This is a genomic window from Cellulomonas fimi ATCC 484 (genome assembly GCF_000212695.1).
Classification (GTDB): Bacteria; Actinomycetota; Actinomycetes; order Actinomycetales; family Cellulomonadaceae; genus Cellulomonas; species Cellulomonas fimi.
Genome location: NC_015514.1, coordinates 2,852,666 through 2,864,658 on the forward strand (window position 1 = coordinate 2,852,666; position 11,993 = coordinate 2,864,658).

Annotated in this window: 13 protein-coding genes; 12 read left to right on the forward strand and 1 reads right to left on the reverse strand. The window is 74.0% G+C overall.

Annotated features, from left to right (window positions below):
- Window positions 1–2: 2 nt before the first annotated feature.
- The gene (locus tag CELF_RS12915) at window positions 3–1,610 is read right to left on the reverse strand and encodes a carboxyl transferase domain-containing protein (protein ID WP_013771710.1); all 1,608 of its coding nucleotides are present in this window, start codon (window positions 1,608–1,610) and stop codon (window positions 3–5) included.
- Between the two features lie 84 nt (window positions 1,611–1,694).
- Here CELF_RS12915 and CELF_RS12920 point away from each other — a divergent pair, with 84 nt between their 5' ends.
- The 12 genes from CELF_RS12920 (at window position 1,695) to CELF_RS12975 (ending at window position 11,974) form a co-directional block, all read left to right on the forward strand.
- Window positions 1,695–2,414, forward strand: coding sequence for an SACE_7040 family transcriptional regulator (locus CELF_RS12920; protein ID WP_013771711.1), 720 nt, complete (start codon window positions 1,695–1,697; stop codon window positions 2,412–2,414).
- Between the two features lie 97 nt (window positions 2,415–2,511).
- Complete coding sequence (gene pdhA / locus CELF_RS12925; RefSeq protein WP_013771712.1) at window positions 2,512–3,690, forward strand: pyruvate dehydrogenase (acetyl-transferring) E1 component subunit alpha; 1,179 nt, start codon at window positions 2,512–2,514, stop codon at window positions 3,688–3,690.
- Window positions 3,687–4,766, forward strand: coding sequence for an alpha-ketoacid dehydrogenase subunit beta (locus tag CELF_RS12930; RefSeq protein WP_013771713.1), 1,080 nt, complete (start codon window positions 3,687–3,689; stop codon window positions 4,764–4,766). The genes pdhA and CELF_RS12930 overlap by 4 nt, the downstream gene beginning before the upstream one ends.
- Window positions 4,763–6,301 (forward strand): dihydrolipoamide acetyltransferase family protein, encoded by a 1,539-nt coding sequence (locus CELF_RS12935; RefSeq protein WP_013771714.1) that lies wholly within the window; start codon window positions 4,763–4,765, stop codon window positions 6,299–6,301. The genes CELF_RS12930 and CELF_RS12935 overlap by 4 nt, the downstream gene beginning before the upstream one ends.
- Before the next feature lie 9 nt (window positions 6,302–6,310).
- Window positions 6,311–7,090: a CoA transferase subunit A gene (locus CELF_RS12940; protein WP_013771715.1), complete on the forward strand. Its 780-nt coding sequence runs from the start codon at window positions 6,311–6,313 to the stop codon at window positions 7,088–7,090.
- On the forward strand, window positions 7,087–7,749 hold the full coding sequence (locus CELF_RS12945; protein ID WP_013771716.1) for a CoA transferase subunit B: 663 nt from the start codon (window positions 7,087–7,089) through the stop codon (window positions 7,747–7,749). The genes CELF_RS12940 and CELF_RS12945 overlap by 4 nt, the downstream gene beginning before the upstream one ends.
- Window positions 7,746–8,927, forward strand: coding sequence for an acetyl-CoA C-acetyltransferase (locus CELF_RS12950; RefSeq protein ID WP_013771717.1), 1,182 nt, complete (start codon window positions 7,746–7,748; stop codon window positions 8,925–8,927). Before CELF_RS12945 ends, CELF_RS12950 begins: the two co-directional genes overlap by 4 nt.
- A 115-nt stretch (window positions 8,928–9,042) precedes the next feature.
- Complete coding sequence (locus CELF_RS12955; protein WP_013771718.1) at window positions 9,043–9,372, forward strand: hypothetical protein; 330 nt, start codon at window positions 9,043–9,045, stop codon at window positions 9,370–9,372.
- Window positions 9,369–10,631, forward strand: a complete 1,263-nt coding sequence (locus CELF_RS12960; RefSeq protein WP_013771719.1) for a putative T7SS-secreted protein — start codon at window positions 9,369–9,371, stop codon at window positions 10,629–10,631. The genes CELF_RS12955 and CELF_RS12960 overlap by 4 nt, the downstream gene beginning before the upstream one ends.
- Complete coding sequence (locus tag CELF_RS12965) at window positions 10,628–10,930, forward strand: hypothetical protein (RefSeq protein ID WP_013771720.1); 303 nt, start codon at window positions 10,628–10,630, stop codon at window positions 10,928–10,930. Before CELF_RS12960 ends, CELF_RS12965 begins: the two co-directional genes overlap by 4 nt.
- A gap of 239 nt (window positions 10,931–11,169) precedes the next feature.
- Window positions 11,170–11,409: a hypothetical protein gene (locus CELF_RS12970; RefSeq protein WP_013771721.1), complete on the forward strand. Its 240-nt coding sequence runs from the start codon at window positions 11,170–11,172 to the stop codon at window positions 11,407–11,409.
- A gap of 187 nt (window positions 11,410–11,596) precedes the next feature.
- Window positions 11,597–11,974: a hypothetical protein gene (locus tag CELF_RS12975; protein WP_145965421.1), complete on the forward strand. Its 378-nt coding sequence runs from the start codon at window positions 11,597–11,599 to the stop codon at window positions 11,972–11,974.
- Window positions 11,975–11,993: the final 19 nt, after the last annotated feature.

The window sequence follows — 11,993 nt, forward strand, 5'->3', positions numbered from 1 at the left end:
CGTCACATCCGGAACAGGCCGAGGTGCGGCTCGGCGAGCGGGACGCGCGCGCACACGTCGAGGGCCATGCCGAGGACGCGGCGGGTGTCGGCCGGGTCGATGATCCCGTCGTCCCACAGCCGCGCGGTCGACCAGTACGGGCTGCCCTGGGTCTCGTACTGCTCGCGCAGGGCGGCGCGGAACGCCTCCTCGTCGTCGGTGTCCCAGGTCTCGCCGCGCGCCTCGAGCTGCTCCCGCCGGACGGTGGCCAGCACGGACGACGCCTGCGCCCCGCCCATGACGGAGATGCGCGCGCCCGGCCACATCCACAGGAACCGCGGCGAGTAGGCCCGCCCGCACATGGAGTAGTTCCCGGCGCCGAACGAGCCGCCGATGACGACCGTGAGCTTCGGGACGCGGGTGGTCGCGACGGCGGTCACCATCTTGGCGCCGTGCTTCGCGATGCCGCCGGCCTCGTAGGCGCGCCCGACCATGAAGCCGGAGATGTTCTGCAGGAACACGAGCGGCACGCCGCGCTGGTCGCAGAGCTCGACGAAGTGCGCGCCCTTGAGCGCGGACTCGGAGAACAGCACGCCGTTGTTCGCGACGATCCCGACGGGGTGGCCGTGCAGGCGCGCGAACCCGGTGACGAGCGTGGTGCCGTACTCGCGCTTGAACTCGTGCAGCTCGCTGCCGTCGACGAGCCGGGCGACGACCTCGTGCACGTCGTAGGGCGTCTGCAGGTCGGGCGGGACGACGCCGTAGAGCCCGTCCTCGTCGAGCGCGGGCGGCCGGCTCTCGACCACGTCCCACGCCGGAGGGCCGGGCGCGGGCAGCGTGGCGACGACGTCGCGGACGATCGCGAGGGCGTGCGCGTCGTCGTCGGCGAGGTGGTCGGTGACGCCGGACGTGCGCGCGTGCAGCTCGCCGCCGCCGAGCTCCTCGGCGGTCACGACCTCCCCGGTCGCGGCCTTCACCAGCGGCGGGCCGCCGAGGAAGATCGTGCCCTGGTCCCGCACGATGACGGTCTCGTCGGACATCGCCGGCACGTAGGCGCCGCCTGCGGTGCACGAGCCCATGACGCACGCGACCTGCGGGATCCCCTCGGCGGACATGCGGGCCTGGTGGAAGAAGATCCGGCCGAAGTGGTCGCGGTCCGGGAACACCTCGTCCTGCATCGGCAGGAACGCGCCGCCGGAGTCGACGAGGTAGACGCACGGCAGCCGGTTCTCGCGGGCGATCTCCTGCGCCCGCAGGTGCTTCTTGACGGTGAGCGGGTAGTAGGTGCCGCCCTTCACGGTCGCGTCGTTGGCGACGACCATGACGTGCCGCCCGGCGACGAGCCCGATGCCCGCGACGACGCCGGCCGCCGGTGCGTCGTCGGCGTAGACGCCGTGGGCCGCGAGCGGGGCGATCTCGAGGAACGGGCTGCCCTCGTCGAGCAGCACGTCGACGCGCTCGCGCGCCAGCAGCTTGCCGCGTGCGACGTGCCGCTCGCGTGCGGTGTCCGGGCCGCCGAGCGCGGCGGTGCGCAGCCGGTCGCGCAGCTCGTCGACGAGCGCGCGCTGCGCAGCCGTGTTCGCGGCGAACCCGGGTGCGGTCGGGTCCGCGGTCGTGCGGAGGGTCCCCATCGACTGCTCCACTACAGTTAACGATCGCTAACTCAAACGACGCTAACGGGCCTACGCCCGGTTGTCCACGACAGGGAGCGCCCCATGACGCCACGACCCGCCGACGAGGTCGTCACCTCGGGTCGAGGTCGTCAGCCCGAACGGACGACCTCGACCGGTACTGACGACCTCGCGAGCACCGGCGCCCCACCGAGCACGGCGCGCGGGCGGGCCAAGGCCGAGCGGCGGGCCGCGCTGCTCGACGCCGCGGCACGGCTGTTCGCCCGGCACGGGTTCGACGGCGTCTCGCTCGAGGACCTGGGGGCCGCCGTCGGGGTGAGCGGCCCGGCCGTCTACCGGCACTTCCCGAGCAAGCAGGCCGTGCTCGTCGCACTGCTCGCCGGCGTCAGCGAGGGGCTGCTCGTCGGCGGCCGCCGGGTGGTCGCCGACGCACCCACCGCCAGCGACGCGCTCACCGCCCTCGTCCGCTTCCACGCCGACTTCGCCCTCGCCGAGCCCGACGTCATCCGCGTGCAGGACCGCGACCTCGCCGCACTCGCCGCCCCCGACCAGGAGGAGGTCCGCGACCTGCAACGACGCTACGTCGACCTCTGGGTCGACGTCCTCGCGCACCTCGACCCCTCCACCGACCGGCCCGAGCTGCGCCTGCGCGCGCAGGCCACGTTCGGCCTCCTCAACTCGACCCCGCACAGCGCCCGCGGCGTGAGCCGCTCCCGCACGCGTGACCTGCTCGAACGCATGGCGCTCGCCGCCCTCGGCCACCCGTCGGCTGAGCCCGGCGCACCGACGCGCGACACCGGGTGATGGGCACAAGGTCCCTTGCGGACCTACGCTGGCGGGACATCAGGCAATGGGGCCACCGCTTCACAAGAGCACGGCTCCGCCGACGACGGAGCGGAACATGTTGCGTTCAGATGTGTCAGCCGGGCCTGCCCGGACCAGCCCTCACGACCACGGAGCGGCCGCGCCGACGGCCACGCGGGACGGCGACGTCCCGTCCGACGAGGGCGACCTCGTCCGGCTCCTGACCCCAGCCGGCACCCGGCTCGACCGCCCCGAGCACGACCCCTGGGTCGCGGACGTCGACGACGACGCGCTGCTCGCCCTCTACGAGGACATGGTCGTCGTCCGCCGCTTCGACACCGAGGCGGTCGCCCTGCAACGGCAGGGCCAGCTCGGCCTGTGGCCGCCGCTCAACGGTCAGGAGGCCGCGCAGGTCGGCTCCGCCCGGGCGCTGCGCGCCAACGACTTCGTGTTCGGCAGCTACCGCGAGAACGGCGTCGCGTACTGCCGCGGTGCAACCCCGACGGACCTCGTGCGCGTGTGGCGCGGGACGACGCAGTCCGGGTGGGACCCGCGCGACCTCAACATGGCGACGCCGCAGATCGTCGTGGGCGCGCAGGCGCTGCACGCCACCGGGTACGCGCTGGGCTGCCGGCTCGACGGGGTCGACTCCGCGGTCGTCGCGTACTTCGGCGACGGCGCGACGAGCCAGGGCGACGTGCACGAGGCGATGGTGTTCGCCGCGAGCGGCGGCGCGCCCGTCGTGTTCTTCTGCCAGAACAACCAGTGGGCGATCTCGGAGCCCGTCGACCTGCAGACCCGCACGCCGATCGCCACCCGGGCCGCCGGGTACGGGTTCCCGGGCGTGCGCGTCGACGGCAACGACGTGCTGGCGGTCCTCGCCGTCACGCGCGCGGCGCTCGACCGCGCCCGCCGCGGCGAGGGCCCGACGCTCGTCGAGGCGGTCACCTACCGGATGGGTCCGCACACGACGTCCGACGACCCCACCCGGTACGCCGACCCCGCGGTGCGCGAGCACTGGACGGCGCGCGACCCGGTCACGCGCGTCGAGCGGCTGCTGCGGGCCCGCGGCGCGCTGGACGACGAGGGTGCCCGGGCCGTCGCGGGCCGCGCCGACGCGTTCGCGCAGGCGATGCGGGACGGCTGCTACGCGCTCACCCCTCCCCCGTCCGACACCCTGTTCGACCACGTCCTCGTGGAGCCCACGGCCTGGCTGGAGCGGCAGCGTCGCGAGCACGCCGCGTACCGCGCGATGCTCGAGGGGGACGCGTCATGAGCCCGGTGACGACCGCCGCGGCGATCACCGCCGGGCTGCGGCACGCGCTCCACGACGACCCGACGGTCGTGCTGCTCGGCGAGGACATCGGCACGCTCGGCGGCGTCTTCCGTGTGACCGACGGGCTGCAGCGCGAGTTCGGCGCCGACCGGGTCCGCGACACCCCGCTCGCCGAGGCGGGCATCCTCGGCGTCGCCGTCGGGCTCGCGTACCGCGGCTACCGGCCCGTCGTCGAGATCCAGTTCGACGGGTTCGTCTTCCCCGCGTTCGACCAGCTCGTCACCCAGGTCGCCCGCCTGCACTACCGGACGCAGGGCGCGGTGCGGATGCCGATCACGGTGCGCATCCCCTACGGCGGCGGGATCGGGGCGGTCGAGCACCACTCCGAGTCGCCCGAGGCGTACTTCGCGCACACGCCGGGGCTACGGGTCGTCACGCCCGGCGGCCCGCAGGACGCGCACACGATGATCCGGCAGGCCGTCGCCTGCGACGACCCCGTCGTGCTCCTGGAGCCCAAGCGGCGGTACTGGGTCAAGGACGAGGTCGACGAGTCGCTCGACGGCGCGCTGCCGCTCGACCGGGCGCGCGTGGTCGCGCCCGGGACAGACGTGACGGTGGCCGCGTACGGCCCGCTCGTGCTGACGGCGCGCGACGCCGCGCTCGCCGCGCAGGACGACGGCATCTCCGTCGAGGTCGTCGACCTGCGGTCCCTGTCGCCGCTCGACCTCGACACGCTCGAGGACTCCGTGCGGCGCACCCGGCGGCTCGTCGTGACGCACGAGGCGCAGCGCCACGGCGGGCTCGGCGCGGAGATCGCCGCGAGCGTCACGGAGCGGTGCTTCGACGTGCTCGCCGCGCCCGTCGCGCGCGTCACGGGGTTCGACGTACCGTACCCGCCCGCCGCGGTCGAGGAGCACTTCCTGCCCGACCTCGACCGTGTCCTCGACGCCGTCGACCGCGTGCTCGGGCGGCCGCACTCGCTGAGCGGCGTCGACCTCGGCGGACCACCGCCGCCCGCGGGGGTCCGGGCCGCGGGCGGCGCCGGCCACCGTCTCGTCACCGGGAGGGCGTCATGACCACGACCCGGACCGTGACGCTGCCCGACCTCGGCGAAGGCCTGACGGAGTCGGACCTCGTCGAGTGGCTCGTCGCCGTCGGCGACACCGTGACGCTCAACCAGGTGGTCGCCGAGGTCGAGACCGCCAAGGCCCTGGTGCAGCTGCCGTCGCCGTACGCCGGGCGCGTCGCCGAGCTGCTCGTCGAGGCCGGCACCACCGTCGCGGTCGGCGGTGGTCTGCTGACGATCGCGGTCGACGAGCCGGCCGACCCCGCGGCGCCCTCCGGCGCGCCCTCGCCGTCGGTGCCCCGACCCGAGGCAGACGACGACGCGTCGTCCGGCACACCCCCGGCCGCGGGGCCACCCGCCGCGCCCGCCGCGCCGGAGCCGCCCGCGGTGCCGGAGACCCCCGCCGTCCCCGAGCGGACGTCGGTGCTCGTCGGCTACGGGCCGCTCGTGGAGGCGTCCGCCCGGCCCCGCCGGAAGCCCAGGTCGGCGTCGTGGCTGGCCGCGCACCCGCACACGCCGAACGGTTCCGGGAGCGCCGTCGCGCTCGCCGAGCGTCCACGGACGGCGAGCCCGGCCGAGACGACCGAGCCCCCTGCGGACGCCCCGTCGACCACGAGCTCCGGCCGCCCACGCCCGACCCCGCCCGTGCGCAAGCTCGCGCACGACCTCGGCGTCGACCTCGACAAGGTGCACGGCTCCGGCCCTGGCGGGCAGGTCACGCGCGACGACGTCCTGCACGTCCTGCGACCGGCGGAGCACGACGACGCACCGCGTCCGACGCACGCGTCGCCGGCGCACGGGCACGCGCACACGCAGACGCACGAGGCCGTCCGTGAGGCGGTGGCCGCCGACGGCGTCCGCGTGCCCGTGACCGGCGTCCGCCGCCGCACGGCGGAGGCGATGGTCGCGAGCGCGTTCACCGCACCGCACGCGTCGGTCCACCTCACGCTCGACGTCACCGCCACGACGGCGCTGCTGGCGCAGCTGCGGGCGGACCCGGCGCTCGACGGGCGCCGCGTCACAGTCCTGACCCTCGTCGCCAAGGCCGTCCTGCTCGCGCTCGCCCGCACGCCCGAGCTGCACGCACGGTGGGACGACGCGGGGGCGATCGTGCAGCCGGCGCACGTCGGCCTGGGCATCGCCGCCGCCACGCCTCGCGGCCTGCTCGTCCCCGTCGTGCACGACGCCGACCAGCGGCGCCTGCCCGAGCTGGCCGACGCGCTCGCGGCGCTCACCGAGGCGGCGCGCGCGGGGACGACCGCTCCGGCCGACCTGGCGGGAGGCACGTTCACGATCACCAACATCGGCGTGTTCGGCGTCGACGGCGGCGTCCCGATCCTCGTCCCGGGGCAGGCGGGGATCCTGGCCGTCGGCCAGGTCCGGCGACGCCCGTGGGAGCACGACGGGTCCGTGGCGCTGCGCGACGTCATGACGCTGACGCTGTCGTTCGACCACCGTGTCGTCGACGGGGAGCAGGCCGCGCGCTTCCTCGCCGACGTCGGTGCCGTGCTGGCCCGCCCCGCGTCCGTGCTGGCGATGGTCTGAGGAGGACGGATGGACAAGGTCGTCCGGTCGGCCGCGGAGGCGGTCGCCGACGTGCCCGACGGCGCGACGCTCGCCGTCGGCGGGTTCGGGCTGTGCGGGATCCCGAGCGTGCTCATCCGTGCGCTGCTCGACGCGGGCACGCAGGACCTGGAGGTCGTGAGCAACAACTGCGGCGTCGACGACTGGGGGCTCGGCCTGCTGCTGCAGGAGCACCGGCTGCGCCGCGTCGTCGCGTCGTACGTCGGGGAGAACAAGGAGTTCGCCCGGCAGTACCTCGCGGGCGAGCTCGAGGTCGAGCTCACGCCGCAGGGCACGCTCGCCGAGCGGCTGCGCGCCGGGGGCAGCGGGATCGCCGCGTTCTACACGCGCACCGGCGTCGGGACGCAGGTCGCGCAGGGCGGGCTGCCGTGGCGGTACGACGCCGACGGCACCGTCGCGGTCGCGTCGCCGCCCAAGCCCGTCGAGACGTTCACGGTGCGCGGCGAGGCGCACGAGTACGTCCGCGAGGAGGCCATCACGGCCGACTTCGCCCTGGTCCGGGCCGCCGTCGGCGACCGGGCCGGCAATCTCGTGTTCCACGCGTCGGCCCGCAACTTCAACCCGCTGTGCGCCGCCGCCGGGCGCGTCGCGGTCGCGGAGGTCGAGCGGCTCGTGCCGGTCGGCACGCTCGACCCCGACGCGATCCACCTGCCCGGAATCTTCGTGGACCGGGTCGTCGCGCTGACGCCCGAGCAGGTCGACGACAAGCGCATCGAACGCCGGACCCTGCGCGACGGGAGCCCGTCATGAGCCTGACCCGCGAGCAGATGGCCGCCCGGGCCGCGCAGGAGCTGCCCGACGGCGCCTACGTCAACCTCGGCATCGGGCTGCCCACGCTCATCCCCAACCACCTGCCGCCGGGCGTCGAGGTCGTGCTGCAGTCCGAGAACGGCGTCCTCGGCGTGGGCCCCTACCCCACCGTCGACGACGTCGACCCCGACCTCATCAACGCGGGCAAGGAGACCATCACCGTCCACCCCGGGGCCGCGTACTTCGACTCCGCGACGAGCTTCGCGATGATCCGCGGCGGCAAGGTCGACGTCGCCGTGCTCGGGGCGATGCAGGTGTCGGTCCGCGGCGACATCGCCAACTGGATGATCCCCGGGAAGATGGTCAAGGGCATGGGCGGCGCGATGGACCTCGTGCACGGCGCGCGCCGCATCGTCGTCCTCATGGAGCACGTGGCCCGCGACGGGTCCCCCAAGCTCCTTCCCGAGTGCACGCTGCCCCTGACCGGCACGGGTGTCGTCGACCGCGTCGTCACCGACCTGGCCGTGCTCGACGTGACCCCCGCCGGCCTCGCCCTGCGCGAGTGCGCGCCGGGCATGACCGTCGCGGACGTGGTCGCCGCCACGTCCGCCGTGCCCCTGCTCATCGACGACGACGTCCGGGAGATGGTGCTCTCATGACCCGCGAGGCGGTCCTCCTGTCCTTCGCCCGCACCCCGATGACCCGGCTCAACGGCGCGCTGTCGTCGCTGACCGCCGCGTCCCTCGGGGCGGCCGCGATCCGCGCTGCCCTGGCCCGCTCCGGCGCGACCGTCGACGACGTCGACGCCGTCCTCATGGGCCAGGTCGTCCTCGCCGGCGCCGGCCAGAACCCGGCCCGGCAGGCCGCGCACCTGGCCGGTCTGCCGTGGACCGTCCCGGCGACGACGGTCAACAAGGTCTGCCTCAGCGGCCTCACCGCGATCGTCGACGCCGCGCGCCTGATCAGCTGCGAGGAGGCCGACGTCGTCGTCGCGGGCGGCCAGGAGTCGATGAGCCAGGCGCCGCACCTGCTGCCCGGGTCCCGGCGCGGCTGGACGTACGGGGACCTGACGGCCGTCGACTCCCTCGCCTGGGACGGGCTCACCGACGCCTTCGACCACGAGTCGATGGGCGCGTCGACCGAGCGCGGCAACGCGCGGCTCGGGCTGACGCGCGAGGCGCAGGACGCGGTCGCCGTCGCGAGCCACACCCGTGCGGCCGCTGCGGTCGGCTCCGGGGTGTTCGCCGAGGAGATCGTGCCCGTCCCCGTCCCGCAGCGTCGTGGCGACGACGTGCTCGTCGAGGCCGACGAGGGCATCCGCCCGGGGACGACGCTCGAGTCGCTCGCGGCGCTGCGACCGGCGTTCACGTCCGACGGCACCATCACCGCGGGCAACGCCTCGCCCCTGACCGACGGCGCCGCGGCGGTCGTCGTCGCCGCGCGGGACGTCGCCGAGGCCCGCGGCTGGCCGTGGCTGTGCCGGGTCGTCGCCTGGGGTCAGGTGGCCGGACCGGACACGTCGCTGCACTCGCAGCCGTCGGCCGCCCTGTCCGCCGCGCTCAAGCACGCCGGGTGGGACACCGGGACGCTCGACCTCGTCGAGATCAACGAGGCGTTCGGCTCGGTCGTCGCGCAGTCGCTCGCCGACCTCGCCTACCCGCTGGAGCGCACCAACATCCACGGCGGCGCGATCGCCCTCGGGCACCCCATCGGCGCCTCCGGTGCGCGCCTCGCCGGCCATGCGGCCCTCGAGCTCGCCCGCCGCGGGTCCGGTCGCGCCGGTGTCGCCCTGTGCGGCGGCGGCGGCCAGGGCGAGGCGATGCTGCTGGAACGCTGACCTGACCAGCTCGGACGGCGCTCCGCTCGTCCCGGAAGCTCGGCCTGTGGACAACTGAGTCACGCCCTGGCACGCCACTAGCGTCCTCGCGACGGGCTGGTGCGAGGGGGTTGGTGTGGCGAACGACGAGGCCGTGGTCCCGGACTCCTTCTGGGTCGACCAGGAGGAGCTGCGGAGCGCGGGCAACCGCCTGCTCGAGCTCGGCGACCGGCTCGGCGACGAGGCGTCCCGGGTCGTCGCGGCGCGGGCACCGCAGTGGGGTCCGACGGCGCTGGCAGACGCCGGGGGGCGGTTCCAGGACCGGTTCGCTCACCTCGTCCGCGGTCTGTCCCGCGAGTTCGACGCCGCTGGCCACGAGCTGCGCCTGCACGCCGAGGGCTACGACTGGACCGACGCCGACATCGCGATGCGGATGCGCACGCTTGCCGAGCGGTACCCGACGTGAACCCGCTGTGGCACCTCGGCAACACCACGGACGTCCGGCTGCTGATCCCCGGCAAGCCGGAGGCGCTGCGTGACGACGCCGACGACCTCGACGCCGCCGCCGTCCGCCTCGACGCCGTGTCCGAGGACGCGCGCACGGGGACCGAGACGCCGTCCTGGGGCGGGTGGGCCCGCGACCAGTGGGACCACCGCCGCTCCGAGCTCCTCACCGTCCCCGCGACGGTCGCCGAGATCTACCGCGGCGCCGCCGGTGCGCTGCGCGGCCACGCCGACACCCTCGCGTGGGCGCAGGCCGGCGCCGCGACCGCCGTCGACCTGTGGGCCCACGGCGTCGACCGCTCGCGCGCTGCGGGGGTGCTGTGGACCACTGCTCCTCCCGCCGCCGGCGACCCGGTGACCGATCCCGGCGCCGCTCACCGGCACGCGGCCACGCTCGTCCTCGACCGGTGCCAGCGTGTCGCCGCGCAGTCCGGCGAAGCGCTCGCAGCGCTGCTCGACGAGCTCAGCGCAGGGATGCCCGACGGACAGCTGCACGGAAACCAGTTCTTCGCGGGCGTCGCCGCTTGGGCCGCGGGCCTCGCCGACATGCTCTGGCGCCTGCACCTGGTCCGCGCCGCCGTCGACCACGACGGCTGGCTCGGCGACCTCCGGTCGGAGTGGGATGCGACCGCGGGCGTCTTCCGCCTCGTCACAGACGACCCCCTGCACGCGGGCCCCGTTCTCGCCAACACCGAAGGCCTCCGCGACAACCCCGGCCGCTGGTGGGGCACCCTCGCCCCCGACCTCGCGCTGTCTGCTGCTGGCGGCGTCGCGTCTGGAAGTCGAGTGCTCACGGGAGTCCGGCGGCTCGACGAACTCCCGCGTGTGCCACGGGAATGGCCGGAGCACCCAGCCCTGAACACCTGGGAGTACTCGCTGGGATGGGATCCCGACGCGAAGCTCTTCCGCCTCAGCGAGTACCAGACCGCGACGAGACTGATCGATCAGTACGGCCTACGTCTCGAACGCGCGCCCCACGGCTCGCATGTGGACTGGTTGGATGACGCGGGAACGACCTACGACGCGATGGGCAACTTCGACGGCGTCTACCTCCACCGAGAGCGCCAGTGGAGCAACCTCTTCGACCAGCTCGACCGACACATCGCGAAGGCGGACATCGTCCCGATCGATGTCTCCCAGTTCTCAGCCGAGCAGATCGCAACGATCCGCTGGTACGTGCAGCCGTTCGCCGATCGGATCTACTTCGTGGGAGAGCAATGAGTGCAACCATCTACGGCTTGAACGGGACGAGCTGGAACGGGAGCAAGGGCGTCTTCTTCTGGCTTCTGCAGTCCATGGCCGCGCGCACGAGCTCGCCGTCGCTCGCGGCCCGACTTCGCGAGCTCGACAGCGCGAACCTGCATTGGCTCGACCTCGAGGACTTCTCCCGTGCCGAGCACGACGAGCTGATCCACCTGCTGCACGAGACGCCCCCGATCGCGCGTCGAGAGTTCGCGCACAGGCCGGACGGGAAGACGTACGTCGAGGATCAGCTCGACGCGTTGCTCCTTCTCGAGTGATCCGACCCCGACCTCGAGGCGACACCACGCGGGACGTCATCCGCCTCCGGACGCGGGAGGCCGCCCCTCCCTCGACAAGAACAACGAGGAGAAGACGGCATGTGCTGCACAGACTCGCGCGTCGCACCCGACGGAGACCAGGTCCCCACCGTGGGGGAACTGTGAGTGGAACGATCTTCGGACTCGACCAGCGACGATGGCGCGGCTCACGCAGCGCCTTCTTCTGGACCCTCCAGTCGATGGCAGCGCGCGCGGTGGACCCACGCCTTGCGGCGACCCTGCTCGAGCGCTTCACGGATGAGGTGCACTGGCTCGATCTCGAGGCATTCACCCCGAGCGAGCAGCGGGAGCTACTCGTCCTGCTGCGCGACACCCCGGCTGCCGCTCGGCGGGACCTCCCCGCGTTCGACGAGCGCGACGCGGTCATTGCGCAGATCGACCGGCTGATCGCACTCGTCGACGGCAGCGAGGCGCCCTGATGAGCCCGAGCGAGCGACCCGGTCAGTCGACCTGGAGGAGAAGCGGATAAGTGCCACGCTCTTCGGACTTGGGGGTGCGGCGTGGGATCCCTCGAAGGGCATCTTCTACTGGACGCTCGAGTCCATGGCGGAACGGACCGACGACCGTCACCTGCACGCCGTGCTGATGGATCGGTCGGAGGGCGGCGTGAGCTGGCTGAGCATCGACGACTGCCCGAGGACCCAGCAGCGCGAGCTCCTGCGCCTCCTGCGCGAGGCGGCGGACCCGAGCGCCTCCTTCTACGCCACCGACAGCTCCGTGTGGGAGGGCCCCCTCACCCCTTTCGCCTGGGCGCTGGAGTCGATGGCACGGCTCACCGCGGACCCCTCGCTCCGGTCCTGGTTGCAGGAGATCGCGCGGGAGGGACCGTATTGCCTCGAGCTCGACCAGCTCTCACCCACGGCCTACGCCGAGGTCGTGCGCCTGCTGCCGACGCTGCCCGCGGTCGCCCGCGACGATCCTGACCTCCGCGACGACGCGGCGGGCGCTCTGGCACACATCGACGCGCTGTCCCGCATGCGGTGACACCATGACGCGCCTGACG

Excerpts from the sequence above, each read along its gene's own strand:
- CELF_RS12915 (WP_013771710.1), bottom strand. The coding sequence starts at position 1,610 with ATGGGGACCCTCCGCACGACCGCGGACCCGACCGCACCCGGGTTCGCC.
- CELF_RS12920 (WP_013771711.1), top strand. The coding sequence starts at position 1,695 with ATGACGCCACGACCCGCCGACGAGGTCGTCACCTCGGGTCGAGGTCGT.
- pdhA (WP_013771712.1), top strand. The coding sequence starts at position 2,512 with ATGTTGCGTTCAGATGTGTCAGCCGGGCCTGCCCGGACCAGCCCTCAC.
- CELF_RS12930 (WP_013771713.1), top strand. The coding sequence starts at position 3,687 with ATGAGCCCGGTGACGACCGCCGCGGCGATCACCGCCGGGCTGCGGCAC.
- CELF_RS12935 (WP_013771714.1), top strand. The coding sequence starts at position 4,763 with ATGACCACGACCCGGACCGTGACGCTGCCCGACCTCGGCGAAGGCCTG.
- CELF_RS12940 (WP_013771715.1), top strand. The coding sequence starts at position 6,311 with ATGGACAAGGTCGTCCGGTCGGCCGCGGAGGCGGTCGCCGACGTGCCC.
- CELF_RS12945 (WP_013771716.1), top strand. The coding sequence starts at position 7,087 with ATGAGCCTGACCCGCGAGCAGATGGCCGCCCGGGCCGCGCAGGAGCTG.
- CELF_RS12950 (WP_013771717.1), top strand. The coding sequence starts at position 7,746 with ATGACCCGCGAGGCGGTCCTCCTGTCCTTCGCCCGCACCCCGATGACC.
- CELF_RS12965 (WP_013771720.1), top strand. The coding sequence starts at position 10,628 with ATGAGTGCAACCATCTACGGCTTGAACGGGACGAGCTGGAACGGGAGC.
- CELF_RS12970 (WP_013771721.1), top strand. The coding sequence starts at position 11,170 with ATGGCAGCGCGCGCGGTGGACCCACGCCTTGCGGCGACCCTGCTCGAG.